Origin of the sequence: Pseudarthrobacter siccitolerans, assembly GCF_030823375.1 — a bacterium.
Taxonomy (GTDB): domain Bacteria; phylum Actinomycetota; class Actinomycetes; order Actinomycetales; family Micrococcaceae; genus Arthrobacter; species Arthrobacter siccitolerans_A.
In genome coordinates, this window is sequence record NZ_JAUSXB010000001.1 from 750,772 (window position 1) to 768,301 (window position 17,530).

General features: G+C 66.0%; 17 protein-coding genes, 2 tRNA genes and 1 riboswitch. Of the genes, 1 reads left to right on the top strand and 18 read right to left on the bottom strand.

The genetic code is table 11. The features are described 5' to 3' along the window. Positions 1 to 26 precede the first annotated feature (26 nt). The 3 genes from QFZ36_RS03575 to QFZ36_RS03585 form a co-directional block, all read right to left on the bottom strand. Entirely contained in the window at positions 27 to 1,229 is a 1,203-nt protein-coding gene (locus tag QFZ36_RS03575) for an ROK family transcriptional regulator (RefSeq protein WP_306639077.1), read from the bottom strand. 206 nt (positions 1,230 to 1,435) lie between these two features. Next, positions 1,436 to 2,587: a class I SAM-dependent methyltransferase gene (locus QFZ36_RS03580; protein WP_306633997.1), complete on the bottom strand. Its 1,152-nt coding sequence runs from the start codon at positions 2,585 to 2,587 to the stop codon at positions 1,436 to 1,438. 53 nt (positions 2,588 to 2,640) lie between these two features. Further along, on the bottom strand, positions 2,641 to 3,720 hold the full coding sequence (locus QFZ36_RS03585) for an FAD-dependent oxidoreductase (RefSeq protein WP_306633999.1): 1,080 nt from the start codon (positions 3,718 to 3,720) through the stop codon (positions 2,641 to 2,643). 67 nt (positions 3,721 to 3,787) lie between these two features. On the opposite strand from QFZ36_RS03585, the gene QFZ36_RS03590 reads away from it, so the two are divergent. Next, positions 3,788 to 5,119 (top strand): class I SAM-dependent methyltransferase, encoded by a 1,332-nt coding sequence (locus tag QFZ36_RS03590; protein ID WP_306634001.1) that lies wholly within the window; start codon positions 3,788 to 3,790, stop codon positions 5,117 to 5,119. Positions 5,120 to 5,171: 52 nt separating this feature from the next. Here QFZ36_RS03590 and QFZ36_RS03595 read toward each other — a convergent pair whose 3' ends face one another. The 15 genes from QFZ36_RS03595 to QFZ36_RS03660 all read right to left on the bottom strand — a co-directional run bounded on the left by QFZ36_RS03595 (position 5,172) and on the right by QFZ36_RS03660 (position 17,341). Further along, complete coding sequence (locus tag QFZ36_RS03595) at positions 5,172 to 6,422, bottom strand: sodium:solute symporter family protein (RefSeq protein WP_444964485.1); 1,251 nt, start codon at positions 6,420 to 6,422, stop codon at positions 5,172 to 5,174. A 42-nt stretch (positions 6,423 to 6,464) separates the two neighbouring features. Next, complete coding sequence (locus tag QFZ36_RS20975; protein WP_444964479.1) at positions 6,465 to 6,845, bottom strand: hypothetical protein; 381 nt, start codon at positions 6,843 to 6,845, stop codon at positions 6,465 to 6,467. Continuing rightward, positions 6,842 to 7,231, bottom strand: coding sequence for a DUF3311 domain-containing protein (locus QFZ36_RS03600; RefSeq protein WP_306634002.1), 390 nt, complete (start codon positions 7,229 to 7,231; stop codon positions 6,842 to 6,844). Before QFZ36_RS03600 ends, QFZ36_RS20975 begins: the two co-directional genes overlap by 4 nt. Before the next feature lie 193 nt (positions 7,232 to 7,424). Then, positions 7,425 to 7,497 (bottom strand) — tRNA-Ala (locus QFZ36_RS03605). A gap of 194 nt (positions 7,498 to 7,691) precedes the next feature. After that, positions 7,692 to 7,764, bottom strand: a tRNA-Ala gene (locus QFZ36_RS03610). A 116-nt stretch (positions 7,765 to 7,880) separates the two neighbouring features. Then, on the bottom strand, positions 7,881 to 8,282 hold the full coding sequence (gene rsfS, locus QFZ36_RS03615; protein WP_306634004.1) for a ribosome silencing factor: 402 nt from the start codon (positions 8,280 to 8,282) through the stop codon (positions 7,881 to 7,883). A 44-nt stretch (positions 8,283 to 8,326) separates the two neighbouring features. After that, the gene (locus tag QFZ36_RS03620) at positions 8,327 to 9,667 is read right to left on the bottom strand and encodes a hypothetical protein (RefSeq protein WP_306634006.1); all 1,341 of its coding nucleotides are present in this window, start codon (positions 9,665 to 9,667) and stop codon (positions 8,327 to 8,329) included. A gap of 7 nt (positions 9,668 to 9,674) precedes the next feature. Next, the gene (gene nadD / locus QFZ36_RS03625; RefSeq protein WP_373427013.1) at positions 9,675 to 10,289 is read right to left on the bottom strand and encodes a nicotinate-nucleotide adenylyltransferase; all 615 of its coding nucleotides are present in this window, start codon (positions 10,287 to 10,289) and stop codon (positions 9,675 to 9,677) included. A 55-nt stretch (positions 10,290 to 10,344) separates the two neighbouring features. Further along, positions 10,345 to 10,578: a hypothetical protein gene (locus QFZ36_RS03630; protein WP_306634008.1), complete on the bottom strand. Its 234-nt coding sequence runs from the start codon at positions 10,576 to 10,578 to the stop codon at positions 10,345 to 10,347. 78 nt (positions 10,579 to 10,656) lie between these two features. After that, positions 10,657 to 12,039 (bottom strand): glutamate-5-semialdehyde dehydrogenase, encoded by a 1,383-nt coding sequence (locus QFZ36_RS03635; protein WP_306634010.1) that lies wholly within the window; start codon positions 12,037 to 12,039, stop codon positions 10,657 to 10,659. Positions 12,040 to 12,065: 26 nt separating this feature from the next. Then, positions 12,066 to 13,217 (bottom strand): glutamate 5-kinase, encoded by a 1,152-nt coding sequence (gene proB / locus QFZ36_RS03640; RefSeq protein WP_306634011.1) that lies wholly within the window; start codon positions 13,215 to 13,217, stop codon positions 12,066 to 12,068. After that, positions 13,207 to 14,796, bottom strand: a complete 1,590-nt coding sequence (obgE, locus tag QFZ36_RS03645; RefSeq protein ID WP_306634012.1) for a GTPase ObgE — start codon at positions 14,794 to 14,796, stop codon at positions 13,207 to 13,209. Before obgE ends, proB begins: the two co-directional genes overlap by 11 nt. A gap of 116 nt (positions 14,797 to 14,912) precedes the next feature. Further along, on the bottom strand, positions 14,913 to 15,176 hold the full coding sequence (gene rpmA / locus QFZ36_RS03650) for a 50S ribosomal protein L27 (RefSeq protein WP_009372867.1): 264 nt from the start codon (positions 15,174 to 15,176) through the stop codon (positions 14,913 to 14,915). 60 nt (positions 15,177 to 15,236) lie between these two features. Then, the gene (gene rplU, locus QFZ36_RS03655) at positions 15,237 to 15,545 is read right to left on the bottom strand and encodes a 50S ribosomal protein L21 (protein WP_306639081.1); all 309 of its coding nucleotides are present in this window, start codon (positions 15,543 to 15,545) and stop codon (positions 15,237 to 15,239) included. A gap of 263 nt (positions 15,546 to 15,808) precedes the next feature. After that, positions 15,809 to 17,341, bottom strand: a complete 1,533-nt coding sequence (locus tag QFZ36_RS03660; RefSeq protein ID WP_306634013.1) for a bifunctional hydroxymethylpyrimidine kinase/phosphomethylpyrimidine kinase — start codon at positions 17,339 to 17,341, stop codon at positions 15,809 to 15,811. A gap of 7 nt (positions 17,342 to 17,348) precedes the next feature. Then, a riboswitch (TPP riboswitch) is annotated at positions 17,349 to 17,446 on the bottom strand. Positions 17,447 to 17,530: the final 84 nt, after the last annotated feature.

Consider the following 17,530-nt stretch of genomic DNA (forward strand, 5'->3'; position numbering starts at 1 on the left):
GCCCCGGACAAGGGCAGGCTGCCCTCTCAGCTGTCCAGGAGCAGCCTTTGGGCACGCGGTGCCAGGGTATGTTCCAGGACCAGGGAGGCCGCGCCGATGGCGCCGACGTCCTCGCCGACGCCGGTGCCCACCACCTCGACGGGATGGATCAGCCGTGCGGCGCTGTTGGCGTCCAGCAGCGGCGGCACTTTCTCAAGGTAACGTTCGGCCAGGCCATGCCAGAACGGCCCGCCAAAAACCACCCGGTCAACGTCAAGGGTGTTGGTGACCACGGACACCGCGCGGGCCACCAGCACCGCGGACTTGTCGATGATGGCCAGCGCCTGTTCGTTACCGGCGTCCGCGAGCTCGCACAGCCGGGAGAAACTCTGCTGTACCTCGGCGCCGCTGTTGCCGGACCGGGAGCCGTCCAGGATGCCGGCGGCCTCGGCCTCGGCCACCAGGACCTGCGGGATGCAGGAGGATTTGACGCAGCCGCGCAGGCCGCAGTCGCACGGCGGGCCGTCCGGATCCACCACGATGTGGCCGATCTCGCCCGCGTTGCCTGACGTGCCCCGCACCACCTCGTCGTTGAGCACGATCCCGCAGCCGATGCCGGTGCCCATGTACATAAAAATGAAGCTGCCCGCTCCGCTCGGACCGCCGGCCCAGGTTTCCGCAACGGCTGCGCTGGTGACGTCCTTGTCCATCAGGACGGAGTAGCCGGTGGCCTCGGACAGTGCGTTGCGCAGTTCCACCCGGTCCCAGCCGGGAAGGAGCGGCGGGTCAACCACCGTGCCGTTGTCCAGGTCGATGGGGCCGGGGGCCGCCACGCCGAGGCCTGCGATCCTGTCCCGGTCCACCCCTGAGTCTTCCACCAGCTGGGCGATCTCGGCGGCGATGGTGGAAATAACGGCTGACGGGTCATTGCCGCCGGGCGTCTTGATGCGGGAGTGCTGCACCACCGCACCCACCAGGTCCAGGACCACGAACGTGGTCACGGCCGGGTCCAGGTGGACGCCGACGGCGAACATCCCGTGGGGATTAAGGCGGAGGATGGTGCGGGGCTTGCCGGGGCCGCTGCCTTCCTTGCCGGCCTCGACAATGAGGTTCTGGTCCAGGAGGCGGCGGGAGATGTTCGAAATGGTCTGCGGCGAGAGGCCCACGATCTGCGCGAGTTCCACCCTGCTCAGGCCGAAGGAGGACCGGCGGATGGCCTCGAGGATCACGGTCAGGTTGAAGTCGCCCATCCGGGGCAGGTTCGTGCCGCGTCTGGGCGAGGATTGGCGGATCTCAGTCACGGCGTCCCCTTCGTCTTCGGCACAAACTTACTGATGTCTGAATCGTACGTTACGCACCGGCACAGACACATAGGAACGGCCGACGGCGCGGCGCCGCCTTGCGGGGCAGGGCCTGCTGGGAGTTGACGTGGGAAGGTTCGCTGCCGCGGCAAGAGTCAGAGCGGAGGGCGGCGGGTGCTCCGAGTCACCGTGAATTTGGGATTCTGGCCTTTCACGGCAGTAGGGCCGACGTGACGTTCGAGGGCCGGGAGGTAGGCGAGGTGGCGGTTGAAGACGGTCCAGAGCTCACCGCCGGGAGCCAGAACGCGGCCCGCTGCTTCGATGAGCTTCAGGCCCGCTCCGGCATGGACGCCCGCACCCACATGGAACGGCGGATTCAAGAGGATCAGGTCAGCGCTGCCGTCCGCCAGCGTGGCCATGGCATCGTCCTGGAGGACGCGGACCTGCCCGGCCAGGCCGTTCGCGGCGGCCGTCGCCTGCGCTGACGCCACCGCTGCGGCTGACTGGTCCGTGGCAGTGACGGTTGCGCCGGGATGCTGCCGGGCATACATGGCGGCAAGGATGCCGGTGCCGCAGCCAAGGTCCACGGCGTGCTGTGCGCTGCGCATGGCGGGCAGGAACGTCAGCAGGAACCGGGTGCCGATGTCCAGCCGCGGGCCCGCGAACACGGCACCGTGGGCGGCTACGTCGAGGTCAATTTCGGCGAGGTGTTCGACGACGGGAAAACGCTTCGGCCCGCCGGTTCCGTGCGGACCGGCAGCCACGATCACGCGCGATTTCTGCCGGGCCAGCTGGGGCGCAACGGAGCTGAAATGGCGTTCCAGGACCGCGTTCATTCCCAGGGACATGTGCTTCACCCGGCCGCCGGCCAGGAGCACCACGTCCGGCCGCGCGTGCCGCGCCACAGCCTCGGCGACCTGGTCCAACTCCGCAAGGGTCTTGGGTAGTTGAAGCAGGACAGTGTCCGCGCCGTCGAGCAGTTCCGGGCCGAGGGAAAACTGGGAGAAGCCTGCTTCCGCGGCATCGCCGCCAAGCACCTCGGCAGCGTTCAGGCGCAGCGCCTGTTCCCCGGTGATGAGGTCCTGGTGCACCCGCACCGTCCCGGGGCTCAACATCGCAAGGGCACCAAGGGTCAGGGCGCCGTAGCGGTCACCGATGACGGTCAAGCTGCTTCCGGGCTGGATCCGTTCGGCCGCAGTCTCGAGCAGCAGGCGGTCCGTTGCGTCCCAAGCCTGCAGGTTGGGTGCTTCCACGTCCGGCCTGCGCCGAAGCTCCCGGAGGACGTCGTCAAGACTCTTCACTGCCACCTGGTTCCTGCCGCCTTCTCCTGTTTGCAAACCACCGTCCGGGCTCCGGACGGTCAGCCCCAATTTACCGTCTTAGCTGGGCGGATCCCGGGCAGTTTCAGGATCGCCGATACAGCCGCGCGTCCGGCTCGGTTGGCGCCGATGGTGGACGACGACGGGCCGTAGCCCACCAGGTGCACGCGCGGCTCGCCTGCCACCTGCGTTCCGTCCATCACGATTCCCCCGCCCGGGCCACGAAGGTGCAGCGGGGCGAGGTGTTCAAGTTCGGCCCGAAAGCCGGTGGCCCACAAAATCACCTGTGCTGCGAGGTGGCCGCCGTCCGCCAGCCTGACGCCGTCGGGTTCGATGGACGTGAACATGGGCTGCCGGTTGAGGGCTCCCCGCGCCGCGGCCGCCCGAAGTGAAGGTGTCCAGATCAGGCCCGTCACGGACACCACACTCTGCGGCGGCAGGCCCTGGCGCACCCGCTCCTCCACCAGTGCCACGGCGTCGTGCCCGGCCTTCGCATCGAACTCGGCGTCCCGCCACACCGGCTCCCGTCGGGTGAACCAGCTGGTGGTAGTGACGAGGGAAATTTCGTCCAGGAGGCCGACGGCGGAAATCCCGCCGCCCACCACAATCACATGCTTGCCTACAAATTCTTCGGCGGAAACATAATCCGCCACATGCAGTTGCCTGCCCCGGAACCTGTTCTGCCCTGGATAGATCGGCCAGAACGGCCGGGTCCAGGTGCCGGTGGCATTGATCACCGCCGCAGTGCTCCATTCCCCGCTGGACGTGCTGACCAGCAGCCTCCCTGCAGGATCCTCGTCTTCGGGGCTGACGGACCGGACCTTGACCGGGCGCCGGACCAGCAGGCCCGACTCTTCCTCATAATCGCGGAAATAGCGGGTGAGGAACTCCGAGCTGGGTTCCCTGGGGTCCACGGAGGGCTTGGCAATGCCGGGAAGATCGCTGATGCCGTTGACCGTTGCCATCCGGAGGCTCTTCCACCGGTGGCGCCACGCACCGCCCGGACCTTCCTCGGCGTCGAGCACTATGAAGTCCAGTCCGCGGCGCTGGAGGTGATACGCGGCCGAAAGCCCAGCCTGGCCCGCGCCAATAACAACAACGTCGACGCGGGGAGAATTCACCCACCCATGATAGTCGTGCGGGGTGTCCCTCCCTTAGGGTTGGCCAAAGGACACAGGGAGGACGGCCATGACCACGAAAAACGGGAATGCAGATCGGCTCGCAAAAGCACTGGCCATTGTGCTGGGCACCAAGGAAATCCCCCTCCGGCTCCGGGCGTGGGACGGTTCCGAAGCGGGACCCGAAGGGGCGCCCGTGCTGGAATTCCGTTCGCGGCGGGCTTTGCGGCGGATCCTGTGGTCTCCCGGCCAGCTTGGCCTCAGCCGCGCCTACGTCTCCGGTGACATCGATTCCCCCGGGGACATCTTTGCTGCCTTTACGGCCCTGAGTTCCGTCGGCAAGTTTGCCGAACCCGGGCCGTTCAAGCCCCTCACCGCGGGTGAGCTCTGGACTCTGCTGCACACGGCGGTGCGGCTGGGAGCGCTGGGCCTAAACCCTGCTCCCCCGCCCGAGGAAGCGCAGGTTGCAAGGAAGGGCCGCGTCCACTCGCGGCGCCGTGATTCGGCTGCCATCTCTCACCACTACGATGTGGGCAACGACTTCTATTCGCTGGTGCTGGGGCCGTCCATGGTGTATTCCTGCGCTGTATGGCCCGAAGCAACGTCTCTGGAGGCGGCGGAAGGGCAGGAGCCGTCGGGTACCCGCCTGGCCGGGGGTTTGGACGCCGCACAGGAAGCCAAACTGGACCTGGTGTGCCGCAAGCTGGGGCTCAAACCGGGCATGCGGGTGCTGGACGTCGGCTGCGGCTGGGGCAGCTTCGCCCTGCATGCCGCGGGCAACTACGGCGTCACGGTGGTGGGTGTGACGCTGTCCAGTGAGCAGGCCATCCTGGCACGCAAGCGAGCAGCGGATGCCGGCCTCACCGAGAGCGTGGACATCCGGGTGCAGGATTACCGGGATGTCCCGGACGGGCCTTTCGACGCCATCAGCTCCATCGGGATGTCAGAGCATGTGGGCCGGGCGGAGATGCCCCGGTATACGGCCGCCTTGTTCAACCTCCTGCGTCCCGGTGGCCGCCTGTTGAACCATGCCATTTCGTGGAACGCCGGCCCTACCGACCCCGACCCCGATTCCTTTATCCCCCGCTACGTTTTTCCTGACGGCGAAATGATCAGCCTTGGCGAAATGGCCGTCGCCCTGGAGTCCGCGGGATTCGAGATCCTGGATGTGGAGGCATTGCGCCGGCACTACGCGCTTACCCTCCGGGCATGGGTCAGCAGGCTGGAGGAACACTGGGACGAGGCCGTGAAGCTGACCAGCCTGGGCCGCGCGCGGGTATGGCGACTGTACATGGCGTCCAGTGCCTTGGGCTTCGAAAACGGGCTGACAGGGGTGAACCAGGTTTTGGTCCAGCGGCCCGGTGGAGACCAGCCGCCGCTGCGCCGGACACAGTGGTTCTGATTCAGGCGCCCGGCTTCCGGCCGGGCGCCCGTCCATAAGGCTTGGCCGCCGGCTACGGTACAGGGGACGGTCCGCCGGGCTCCACGAATTTTTGCGTCCGCTCGATCTCCACAACTTTCGGATCGGTCTCGTCCGCGGCGTAGTCGGAGGGGCGGGTGGTGTCAGCACCCGTCGGGATCTTAAGGGCCCGCATCACTACGGTTAGGACGGCGGCGACTATCAGGTTGAGTGCGAACGCCGACACTGCAATGTAGACGCTGAAGTTGGTTCCCGGGATGGGGGCAACCGAGCCGCCGAAATGGGCGTGTGTGACGGGATTGATGACGTTGTACGCGGAAATGGTGCCAAAGATGATGCCCGCAGCCCAGCCGGTCAGCAGGGCCCAGCGATCGAACCACCGCGTGTACAGGCCCGCCACGACGGCCGGGAACGTCTGCAGGATCCAGATACCGCCCAACAGCTGCATGTTGATTGCGGTTGACTGGTCCATGGCGATCACGAAGATCAGCGCGCCGACCTTCACCACGAGCGAGACGATCTTGGAAACTTTCGCCTCAGTTTTGGGATCGGCGTCCGGCCGGATGAAATCGCGGTAGATGTTGCGGGTAAACATGTTGGCGGCCGCGATGGACATGATGGCCGCGGGTACCAGCGCCCCGATGGCGATGGCGGCCAGCGCGATTCCGGCGAACCAGGCCGGAAAGTGGTCCAAAAACAGCTGAGGAACCACGAGCTGGGGGTTGACGGAACCGTCAAGGTCGATCGGTTTGGTGCCGGCCTGGATGGCGACGAATCCCAGCAGGGCGAGAAAGCCGAGCATCAGCGAGTAGAGCGGGAGGATCGCCGCATTACGGCGGATGGTGTTGCGCGCCTTCGATGCAAGCACCGCCGTCACCGAGTGCGGATACATAAAAAGGGCCATGGCTGAGCCCAGTGCCAGGGACCAATAGGCGGAGTAGTTGGCCTCTGCGGGGATAAAGACCCCAGCCGGTTTTCCCGTGGCCTGGTTGACCGTCCCCAGCTTGGCCTCTGCCGCGCCGAAGATGCTGTCCCAGCCGCCGAACTTGATGGGCAGGTAGATGACCGCCACGATGACGGACAGGTAGATGAGCAGGTCCTTGACCACTGCAATCATCGCAGGGGCGCGGAGACCCGACGTATAGGTGTAGGCGGCCAGAACGACGAAGGCGAGGATCAGTGGCAGGTCCGTCAGGAGGACATTCTCCGAACTGCCCAAGCCAAGTACTGTGAGCACGGCCTTGATACCCACCAACTGGAGCGCAATATACGGCATGGTGGCCACGATGCCGGTGACCGCAACCGATAGGGACAACCACCGGCTGCCCTAGCGTCCGCCCACAAAGTCTGCCGACGTCACATACCCGTGCCGGTGGGAGACCGACCACAGCCGGCTCATGATGATGAAGATGATGGGGTAAAGGACAATCGTGTAGGGCACGGCGAAGAAACCAGTGACAGCCCCGGTGGCCCACATCGCCGCCGGCACGGCTACGAACGTGTACGCCGTGTAGAGGTCACCGCCCAGCAGGAACCAAGTGATCCACGTCCCGAAGCCCCGCCCGCCCAGGCCCCATTCATCCAGGCTGTGCAGGCCTTCTTTGGCGTTCCGGCGCCACCTTGCGGCGAGGAAACCCATGATGGCTACGGCGACGAAAAGCAGCACCACAATAATCAGCGCTGTCCAGTTCACTTCACGGCCGTTCATTGCCGGTCACCTCCGTCAAGTGTGCTCGAGGGCGGGCCGCCCGGGGCAGAGCCCGTCCCCGGCGGCCCGCCCGTACGAGTGGCGGCACGCCGTCGTCGGTCCTCTTGGCTGATCAGCCAATAAGCTCCACCGGTCATACCCGCCGAAATCGGCACCCAGAGCAGCTGGTACCAGTAAAAGAACGGCAGCCCGGCCATGCGCGGGGCATCGAAGGAATACGTCTGCGGCATGAGCGGAAAGAGGATTGCCGCCGCCAGCAGGATGCCGGCGGCCACGTAGGGAGCCGGGCGTGCTGGCCCCCGGACGGCTGAGTCGCGGCTCAGCCGTGCACCGGGCGAAGAAGATGGATGGTTGGGGCCGTCGCCGAGACCATCTGATCGGGACATCAGGGACCTCCTCGTCAACCCGTCCCGTGCCTTCCGGTTTCGGATAGAGCGGCAGGTCAGCGGGACAATGAGTCCTCCACCAACAGTTTTACGCCAGTTTGACCTGCCCGGAAAGAGGGATAGTGTCCTCGGGAAACCAAAGTGGCGCGGACAGCAAAAAGGGAACCATCATAGGTGATGGTTCCCTTTACGGTGGAGCTGAGGGGACTCGAACCCCTGACCCCCTGCATGCCATGCAGGTGCGCTACCAGCTGCGCCACAGCCCCGGACTTTATTGCTTTGCGGTGTCCCGCCGAAGCAACCTGATCAGCTTAATGCACTTTCGCCCGGTGCGCCAATCGGCAGCCTTGGGCGCGTCTCCAGCCGCCGTCCTTTGCCTACGGCTTGGGACGGGACGGCGACAACCATAACGGAAAAAGCAAAAATCCGCCGGAATCGAATGATTCCGGCGGATTATCGGTGGAGCTGAGGGGACTCGAACCCCTGACCCCCTGCATGCCATGCAGGTGCGCTACCAGCTGCGCCACAGCCCCGAATTATTGCTGCTCTGCGAGCTTTTCTCCCGGGTTTCCCCGAAGCAACTCAAATATCTTAGAACAGCAATTCCGAAAATTCCAAATCGGGCATATTCCGTGCGGTTCCCCCGTGGTTACTCCGCGTCGGAGGCAGCGGGGGCCTTGGCCGACGCGTCGTCGCCCAGCTGCAGGTCCACCACCGGGCAGTCCTTCCAGAGGCGCTCGAGGGCGTAGAAGACGCGGTCTTCTTCGTGCTGGACGTGGATGACGATGTCCGAGTAGTCCAGCAGGACCCAGCGGCCGCCGGAACGGCCTTCACGGCGAACCGGCCGCAGATCCTGCTTAGCGAGTTCTTCCTCGATGCCGTCGACGATAGCGTTGACCTGCCGCTCGCTGGGGGCGGAAGCAATGAGGAAAACGTCGGCCAGGGCCAGGCGTTCGCTCACGTCCAGGGCCACGATGTCCTGGGCGATCTTGTCCGCGGCCGCTTTGGCGGCGGCGCGGGCTGTGATGATGGATGATTCTGATGCAGTCACGGGACTCCTTGTTGGTTTAAAAGTGTGGGTGCCGGCCGGGCCGGTCAGTGGGACATGCCGCTGAAGATCAGGACGATGCCCAAGATGAGGGCCAGGATCCCGAAAGCCAGGACACCGAACTGGAGGATCCGGTTGCGGTTGGCGCGGGCCAGACCTGCGGTGGCCGCATCGAGTGGATCGAGTCCATGAGCGGACCGTGCCGGGATGCGTGGCAGGCCCTCGAAGGCGTCCTCGGCACTGCTGCTGGCCACCGCTGCCGGTGGGAGCACAGCAGGCTTTGGGCGGGCGGCCGCCCTGGCCGCGGCTTCCGCACGGGCAATGACCTGCGAACGCCCGGTTCCGCCATCGGGCTCCGCTGGCCGCGGACCGCCGGCGGGGCGCCGCTTCTTGGTGCCGGCCGCAGGAGGAATCTTGGTGCCGGGGCGCGTGGTTACCGGAACATGGGATGTTGCCGGCGGCTTCATCACCGGCCGGTCCACTCCGGGCACCTGGACGAATTCCAGCGGGGTGACCATGGCCAGGTTGCTGGCAGTCGAGGGGGCTGCCCGCTGATCCGCGGAAGCCCGCGCCTTCGGTTCCTGCTGGGAAGACTTCTGCCGGCCCGGTGCAGGCCGGCCGGGTACAGAGCTCTTGCCCGCGGGGGGATGTTTGCCCGGCGCTGGCTCCGGGGCAGGTACCGGTTCGTGGCCGGGTAGAGGTTCCTGCCCGGCTACGGGGACGCCGGTCTGTTCGGCCAGCTTCTGCTTGGCCATGGCGCGGCGGTTCAGCACTGCGGCACGTTCTGCCAGCGCAATCTGTTCCGCCAGGATCTCCGGGTCCACCGCTTCGGGATCGAGGGAAGCGATGTGCTGCATCTTGGCGATCTGGTTCTTGGCCTGCTCAGCGATCAGCGACCTCGCCGCCAGCGCCTGCTCAACGGTCATCCCTTCGGGAACCGTGGAAGTCCGGGACGCCGCAGCCGGGGCCTGGGCACCCTTGGGCTCCTGCCCCGCGGGGGATCGTTCCTTGCCAGGACGGTTGCCGGCCTCGTTCACGGGAGGAGCGGCGGGGGCGACGATGGGGGTAGCGGCGGTGAGCGCCTGCTCCTTGAGCTGCTGCAGGCGGAGCTGGCGCCGCGTGGGCGCACCTCCGCCGGCCAGCTGGCCCTCTTTTTCTTCCAGCTCCTTGATGGTCCGCAATGCCGCGCGGTCCCGGGCACGGATCTGCGAGGAACGCTGGGTGTGTGTCTGTTCGGGTGCCTGGGAAGTTGCCCCGGAGGCACCTGGGCCAGGCCGTTTTGTGGCAGGGGAAAGCTGCTCCGTGCCCGTGGACACGGATGGCTGTTGTGCATCCCTGGCCTCCCGGAGTTCCCGGCGGCTGCGGATGGGGGGCTGTTCCTGACTCATTGAGAACTCATTCAGTGCTGGCTGGTTCGCTTGCTTCGGAGGTTGGAGCCTTCGCGCCTGCCGGATCCTCCAGGTAAAGGCCGTACTTGGCGATGTACTGCACCACCCCGTCAGGAACGAGGTACCAGACGGGATTGTTCGCGGCCACGCGGGAACGGCAGTCCGTGGAGGAGATGGCCATCGCCGGCACCTCCAGCAGGCTGACATCCGTCCGGCCCATGCCATCGAGCACGTGCCCCGGCCTGGTGACGCCAACGAAATGGGCCAGTGACCACAGTTCGTCGATGTCCTTCCAGGACAGGATCTGCGCCATGGCGTCTGCTCCGGTGATGAAGAACAGGTCCGCCTCCGGGCGCTGGGCGCGGAGGTCACGCAGGGTGTCAATGGTGTAGGTGGTCCCCGGACGGTCCACGTCAACCCTGCTCACTGTGAACCGGGGATTGGAGGCGGTGGCGATGACGGTCATCAGGTACCGGTGCTCCGCCTCAGTGACATGCTTGTGGGCCTTCTGCCACGGCTGCCCGGTGGGGACAAAGACCACCTCGTCCAGGTCGAACTCGGCAGCCACTTCACTGGCTGCCACGAGGTGGCCGTGATGGATGGGATCAAACGTCCCGCCCATCACGCCCAGACGCAGCCTGCCATTGGCACCGTTACGGTGCAGAGCGCGGGAAATGTTAGTGGCCCTGCCCGTGATCGTGCTTGTTCGGGTGCTGGCGGTGCGGATCCGCGTGCTCCTCAGTGGCAGAGTGGCGGTTGCCCAGGTTGTTGTAGGACAAGGTGATGAACATCAGCACCAGGAAAATGCCGAAAATGCTGACGCCGAAGACCCACGGCTCGGCCCACAGCGGCGCGAGCTGTTCATGTTCTCCGCCCTCGGCGACGGTTGTGGCAATCTGCTGGAACAGCATGTTCTCCCCTAGTGCTCAAAGGATTGTGGCAGCGGAAAGCTCCGCCGTTTCTGACTTCTGGTCTATGTTACCGCGTTGCTACCCGCGGACCTGGCCCTCGCCCTGCACGATCCACTTGGTAGTGGTGAGCTCGGTCAGGCCCATGGGGCCGCGGGCGTGCAGCTTCTGGGTGGAGATGCCCACCTCCGCACCAAGGCCCAGTTCCCCGCCGTCGGTGAACCGGGTGGAAGCGTTGACGATCACCGCAGCGGAGTCCACTTCGGCGATGAACCGCTCGGCATTGGACAGGTTGTTGGTGAGGATCGCTTCGGTGTGACCCGTGGTCCAGGTGCGGATATGCTGCACGGCTTCGTCGAGGCTGTCCACCATGGCAACGGCAAGGTCGAGGTCCATGTACTCGGTGCCCCAGTCCTCGTCCGTGGCCGGTTCCGACTCGATTGACGCGGGAAGGGCAGCGCGAATTCGTTCGTCGGCGTGCAGCCGGACGCCGGCCTTGGTGAGGGCCGTGGCGACGGCGGCCAGCACCGTGGAGCCGGAGTGGACCAGCAGGGTTTCCACCGTGTTGCACACGCTGGGACGCTGGGTCTTGGCGTTCAGGAGGATCTCCACTGCCATGTCTTCGCTGGCGGACTCGTCAATGAAGATGTGCACGTTCCCCTCGCCCGTCTCGATGACGGGGACGGCGGAGTTGGTGACCACTGCCTGGATGAGGTCGCGGCCGCCGCGGGGAATGAGCACGTCCACCCTGCCGCGGGCGCGCATGAGGACGTTGGCACCGGCGCGCCCGTACTGGTCCACGGTCTGCACGGCGTCGGCAGGCAGGCCGACCGATTCCAGTGCCTCGCGCAGTACGCGGACCAGGACTTTATTGGTGGCCTCGGCGGCGCTGCCACCGCGCAGGATCACCGCGTTGCCACTCTTGAGGGCAAGTCCTGCGATATCCACCGTGACGTTGGGCCGTGCCTCATAGATGGCGGCAACCACACCCATGGGGACGTTGACCTGGCGCAGGCGCAGCCCGTTGGGAAGAGTCTGCCCGCGGACCACGTTGCCCACGGGATCAGGGAGGTTTGCCAGGTTCTCCAGGGCAGCGACAAGCCCGGCAATCCGGGCCTCGGTCAGCGTGAGCCGGTCCAGCATTGCTGTGGAGGTGCCGTTGGCTTTGCCTGCCACGACATCATCGGCGTTGGCAGCGAGAATGGCGGCCGTGTTGGCCTGGAGTGCAGCCCCGACCGCACGAAGGGCGCGGTCCTTCCAGGCACGGTTTGCCATGGCCATCCGCCTCGCCGCATGGCGGGAACGGTCGGCGATGGCGTGGACCGCTGCTTCGACATCACCGCTGCCGGAAACCGGAGCCTCGGCCGGGACCTCTGCTGCGGATGAACCGGCCGGCTGCACTGTGGAAGCAGCAGCGGTATCTCCGGAATTTTCGGCAGTCTTGTGGATCAGGGCCTCAGTCATGTTCCAAGTTTAGGCGAGCCCGGGGCTCAAACCAGCACCAGGTCATCTACGTGAACAACTTCACGGTCGTAGCCGCTGCCGAGGGCCTCGCCCAGGTCCCGGGTAGAGCGCCCCAGCATCTGCGGCAGTTCGGCAGACGAATAGTTCACGAGTCCCCGCGCGATGACGGTGCCGTCGGCACTTGCTATCTCCACGGCGTCGCCCGCTTCGAAATCACCGTGCACAGCGGAGATACCTGCCGGGAGCAGGGAGGTGCGGTGGTGCCGCACAGCCTTGACCGCGCCGTCGTCCAGGACCAGGCGGCCCTGCACGGATGCTACATGGGCCAGCCAGAGCAGCCGGACGGGCTTGCGCGCTCCGTTGACGGTGAACCAGGTGCCCACGTCCTCGCCGTTCAGGGCTGCGGCAGCGTTGGGCGTTGAGGTGACCAGCGCGTGGATTCCGGAGCCGGCGGCCATAGTGGCGGCCTCAACTTTGGTCTGCATGCCGCCGGTGCCCACGCCGGCTTTGCCGGTTTTGCCGATGGACACGCCTTCGAGGTCGTGGGGGCCTTCAACGAGCGGGATCCTCTTGGCGCCGAGGGACGGCGGTCCGTCGTACAGGGAGTCGACGTCGGACAGCAGCACCAGGGCATCGGCCCGCACCAGGTGGGCCACCAGGGCGGCGAGGCGGTCATTGTCCCCGAACCGGATTTCGTGCGTGGCCACGGTGTCGTTTTCGTTGACCACGGGAACCACGCCGAGGTTGAGCAGCCGGTCCAGGGCACGGAAGGCGTTGGTGTGCTGGCTGCGCCGCATCAGGTCCTCCGCTGTGAGCAGCACTTGGCTGACTGTCACTCCGTGCGCTCCGAAGGCCTGCGTGTAGCGGGCCATCAGCAGGCCCTGCCCCACGCTGGCCGCGGCCTGCTGGGTTGCGAGGTCGCGCGGGCGCTTGGCCAGGCCCAGGGGGGCCAGGCCGGCGGCGATGGCACCAGAGGACACGAGGATAATCTCCGTGCCGGTATTGCGCTTGGCTGCCAGGGCGTTGGCGAGGGCAGTCAGCGACTCCTCGGAGATGCCGCCCTTGATACTGGTCAGCGACGACGAACCGACCTTGACCACGATCCTGCCCGCGTTGGCGAGCAGGCTCCTGTCCACGGACCGGGGAAGCGGCTCCGCGGCTGCAGCCCTAGAACTCATTGTCTGCGTCCAGTCCACTCTCCTTGAGTGGCTTGGCAACCCGCCGGCTGCTCACGGACTCGGTCCAGATGCCGGCCTTGCGTTCTGCCTCAAGTTCGGCCCGAGCCGCCGCCTTGGCGTCCTTGCGTTCCTGCTGCTCATCGCGCTTCTGGCCGCGGGTGGGGCGGTCGCCGATATCGGCGAAGCGGATGTCGGTACCACGGGGCGACGCCAGGAGCTCGGCACCGGCCATCATGGTGGGCTCCCAGTCGAAGACCACGCCGTCGTCCCCGCCGATCACCACGGTGTCGCCGGGCTTTGCGCCCTGCTTGAACAGTTCGGTCTCCACGCCGAGCTTGGCGAGGCGGTCGGCCAGGTAGCCGATGGCCTCTTCGTTGGTGAAGTCCGTTTGCTTGACCCAGCGTTCCGGCTTTTCGCCGAGGACGCGGAACAGCGGCTCCAGGCCCTTCTCCTCACGGCGGATTTTGAAGCCGGATTCGTTGACAGCACGCGGCCGCAGGACAGCCGGCTGGACCTTTGGCGGGGCGGTTGCCACGGCATCGCGCGCGGCCTTGACGATTCCGGCCATGGCGAAGCCGAGCTGGCGCAGGCCCTCGTGGCTGGTGGCTGAGACTTCGAACACCTGGTAGCCGCGGGATTCAAGCTCCGGACGCACGAAATCAGCCATGTCCTTGCCGTCAGGCAGGTCCACCTTGTTCAAAGCCACCAGTCGGGGGCGGTGGTTCAGCGGAACCACATCACCGTCCTGGCCGGCGTAGCTCATGTCCACCGCGTACTTTTCGAGTTCGGCCTCGATGACGGCCAGGTCCGAAAGGGGGTCGCGGTCCGATTCAAGGGTGCCGCAGTCCAGGACGTGGACCAGCGCGGCGCAGCGCTCCACGTGGCGCAGGAAGTGGTGGCCCAGGCCCTTGCCCTCGCTGGCGCCTTCGATGAGGCCGGGGACGTCGGCGATGGTGAAGCGCACATCCCCCGCCTGGACGACGCCCAGGTTGGGAACGAGCGTGGTGAACGGGTAGTCGGCGATTTTAGGCCGGGCGGCAGACATGGCAGCGATAAGGCTGGACTTGCCAGCGGACGGGAAGCCCACCAGGGCGATGTCCGCGATGGATTTGAGCTCGAGGACGATGTCGCTGGATTCGCCTTCGATCCCGAGCAGGGCGAAACCGGGGGCGCGCCGTTTCTGCGACGAAAGGGCAGCATTGCCCAGGCCGCCGATGCCGCCGGCCGCGGCCACGTACTGGGCGCCTTCGCCTACGAGGTCCGCGAGGACTGTGCCGTCCTTGGACTTGACGACTGTGCCGTCCGGGACGGGGAGGATGAGCGTCTCGCCGTTCTTGCCGCCGCGCCAGTCACCCATGCCGGGCCCGCCGTTGGTGGCGTGGCGGTGGGGTGCGTGGTGGTAGTCGAGGAGGGTGGTCGTCTGGTGGTCCACGCGCAGGATCACGTCGCCGCCGTTGCCGCCGTCGCCGCCGTCGGGACCGCCGAGTGGCTTGAACTTCTCACGGTGGACGGAGACGCACCCGTTGCCGCCGTTACCGCCGGATACGTGCAGTACTACCCGGTCTACAAAGCTGGCCACGTGGATCTCCTCAATGCTGTTTCCTGGACGCCGCCAGGCGCCAAGAAGATTGTAATGCGGTTAAAAGAACAGTGGAGCGGACCAACTGGCCCGCTCCACCGCTTCAGAACTATTTGTTACTCTGCAGCTGCAGCAGCAACGATGTTGACGACGCGACGACCGCGGCGGGTACCGAATTCAACGGCTCCCGGGGTCAGTGCGAACAGGGTGTCGTCGCCGCCACGGCCAACGCCGGCGCCCGGGTGGAAGTGGGTGCCGCGCTGGCGGACGATGATCTCGCCTGCGGAAACTACCTGGCCGCCGAAGCGCTTGACGCCGAGGTACTGAGCGTTGGAATCACGACCGTTGCGAGTGGAGCTCGCGCCCTTTTTATGTGCCATCTGAAATGCCTGCCTCTAAATTCTGGGGAATCTGCTGAAAAACCTGAACAGTAACGAAGGTTACTGGATACCGGTGATCTTGACCTTGGTCAGTTCCTGACGGTGACCCTGGCGCTTCTTGTAACCGGTCTTGTTCTTGAACTTCTGGATGACAATCTTCGGACCACGGAGGTCGTTCAGGATCTCAGCCGTAACGGTTACCTTGGCCAGGTCAGCAGCGGCTGTGGTGACCTTGTCACCGTCAACCAGGAGCAGTGCGGGCAGCTGAATGGTGCTGCCAGCTCCACCGGCGACGCGGTTCAGGGTAACGAAGTCTCCGACGGAAACCTTCTCTTGCCGGCCGCCTGCGCGGACAATCGCGTACACCACTTGGGAACTCACTTCTCTCGACGTTTATAACTAAATTTGCGTGCGGAACCGACTATCAAAAGCCTGGTTTCTCGCTGTGCCTCAACGCCGTGGGGTCATAACCCAAGTGTTGGCGTAAGCACCGAAGATCCAGAATACGCTAATTTTGTCTTCGGCCGCAAATGAGGCTGGTTCCCGGCGGTTTGCTGTGATAGGTACCACAGCTCAGGTCCGGCGTCCGCACCCTGCCCCACCATAGTACCGGTCCGCCCGCCGGCAACTGCTCAGGAGTGCAGGCGCGGCGCGTCGAAGAAGTCCACTTCAAGGCGGCAGGACTGCTTGAACGCGGTGATCATGGCCTCCCGGTCCGCGGCCGAGGCCTTGCGCCCCGCCTCATCCACGATGGCAATTGCCTGCCGGGTGGCAGCGGCAAAGTCCTCGTCGGCGTACGTGCGCAGCCAGGCGGCGTACGGGTGCCCGGCAGGTTCGCCGGCGGCCAGGAACTGGGCGTGCAGCGTGGCGCCCACCTCTGCGTAAAGCCAGAAGCAGGGCAGGACGGCGGCCGCCAGGACCGCGTAGCTGCCCGACGCCGATGCTGCAGTGAGGTGGTCGACGTAGGCCTTTGTTACCGGGCCGAGCTGGGGCTGGATGGAACGGGTGCTCAGCCAGGAGCGGTGCAGTTCGGACTCGACTTCCAGGCACTGACTGGCTGAGCCTGCCCAGAAGAGCTGTTCAGCCTCCGTTGGCGCCAAGGCACTGGCCCGCGCCAGCACGCGGGAATATCCGTTCAGGTAGATGGCGTCCTGCGCGAGGTAATACGCGAACTCCTTCTCCTCCAGGCTGCCGGAAGCCAGGCCGCGGATGAAGTCCAGGGCGTAGATGTCATCCAGGTCCTTGCGGGCGTCGGTCCAGAGCCGTGCGGCGAAGCTCCCTTCGGACGGAAGTGGCTGCAGGTGGTGGAAGTGGTGGACCGGGCCGTTGCCGCTGCCCACCTCCAACGTTCCGGACGCTTCCAGGGCGCCGGCCAACCACGGTTTGACTTCGCGGAGCGAGGCCTCCCAGTCCCCCAGCCGCGCCTGGGCAGCTGCCATCGCGGAGGACAGCGAACAGCCGGTGCCGTGGCTGTTGCGGGTAGCCACGCGCTCCCCCTGCAGCACTACCACTTCCCCGGACAGCAGGCCCGCGGTGTTGACCAGGGCGTCCGGGCATTCGTTGCCGTCCAGGTGTCCGCCTTTGACCAGCACGGTAGCCCCAGTGGCGGCGGAGAGGGCGCGGCCCTGCTCCAGGGCGCCGGCCCAGCTCCGCTGGACTTCGCCGCCAACCAGCATTGCGAGCTCAGCCAGGTTGGGGGTGATGAGGTGCGCCAGCGGCAGGAGTGCCTGCAGCGCGGCTTCGGCGGACTCCTGCAGCAGCCGGTCGCCGCTGGTGGCAACCATTACGGGGTCCAGGACCACGACGGCGGGACGAACCTTGCGGAGCCAGTCCCCCACCACCTCGATCACCTCCGCGCTGCCGAGCATTCCGATCTTGACGGCATCGATGCCGATGTCGTCGCTGACGGCGTCAAGCTGCGCGGCCAGGAACCCGGCAGGTGGTACGTGCACGGACCGGACGCCCTGGGTGTTCTGGGCAGTGAGGGCCGTGATGACGGCCATCCCGTAGCCGCCGAAGGCCGCGATGCTTTTGAGGTCGGCTTGGATGCCGGCGCCGCCGGAGGGATCGGAACCGGCAATGGAAAGCACCCGGGGTATCGGGCGGCCCGGCGCGGCGGGCAGAAAAAAGGTTGCCGGAGCCGGTGACGGTGTGGCAGTGGGCATTGCAAGAGTCGCAGACAAGAGACATCCCTTCGCCGGTGCTAGCCGGACAGGTTCAACGGGTGTGGATCTCAGCCGGCTCTCTGCGCGGCACCCCGTGTCGGTTCCCCAGCCTAGCTTTTTTTGACGACGGCAGGCAGAAGGTGACACAGTGCGACCGGCCGGGCTTTGAATTCTGCTGGCAGCCGGGAC

What these genes read in the sequence shown, in the direction of transcription:
- QFZ36_RS03575 (WP_306639077.1), bottom strand. Translation starts at nt 1,229, where the DNA reads ATGGGCGACTTCAACCTGACCGTGATCCTCGAGGCCATCCGCCGGTCC.
- QFZ36_RS03590 (WP_306634001.1), top strand. Translation starts at nt 3,788, where the DNA reads ATGACCACGAAAAACGGGAATGCAGATCGGCTCGCAAAAGCACTGGCC.
- QFZ36_RS20975 (WP_444964479.1), bottom strand. Translation starts at nt 6,845, where the DNA reads ATGAACGGCCGTGAAGTGAACTGGACAGCGCTGATTATTGTGGTGCTG.
- QFZ36_RS03600 (WP_306634002.1), bottom strand. Translation starts at nt 7,231, where the DNA reads ATGTCCCGATCAGATGGTCTCGGCGACGGCCCCAACCATCCATCTTCT.
- QFZ36_RS03620 (WP_306634006.1), bottom strand. Translation starts at nt 9,667, where the DNA reads ATGAGTCAGGAACAGCCCCCCATCCGCAGCCGCCGGGAACTCCGGGAG.
- nadD (WP_373427013.1), bottom strand. Translation starts at nt 10,289, where the DNA reads ATGGGCGGGACGTTTGATCCCATCCATCACGGCCACCTCGTGGCAGCC.
- QFZ36_RS03630 (WP_306634008.1), bottom strand. Translation starts at nt 10,578, where the DNA reads ATGCTGTTCCAGCAGATTGCCACAACCGTCGCCGAGGGCGGAGAACAT.
- QFZ36_RS03635 (WP_306634010.1), bottom strand. Translation starts at nt 12,039, where the DNA reads ATGACTGAGGCCCTGATCCACAAGACTGCCGAAAATTCCGGAGATACC.
- proB (WP_306634011.1), bottom strand. Translation starts at nt 13,217, where the DNA reads ATGAGTTCTAGGGCTGCAGCCGCGGAGCCGCTTCCCCGGTCCGTGGAC.
- rpmA (WP_009372867.1), bottom strand. Translation starts at nt 15,176, where the DNA reads ATGGCACATAAAAAGGGCGCGAGCTCCACTCGCAACGGTCGTGATTCC.
- QFZ36_RS03660 (WP_306634013.1), bottom strand. Translation starts at nt 17,341, where the DNA reads ATGCCCACTGCCACACCGTCACCGGCTCCGGCAACCTTTTTTCTGCCC.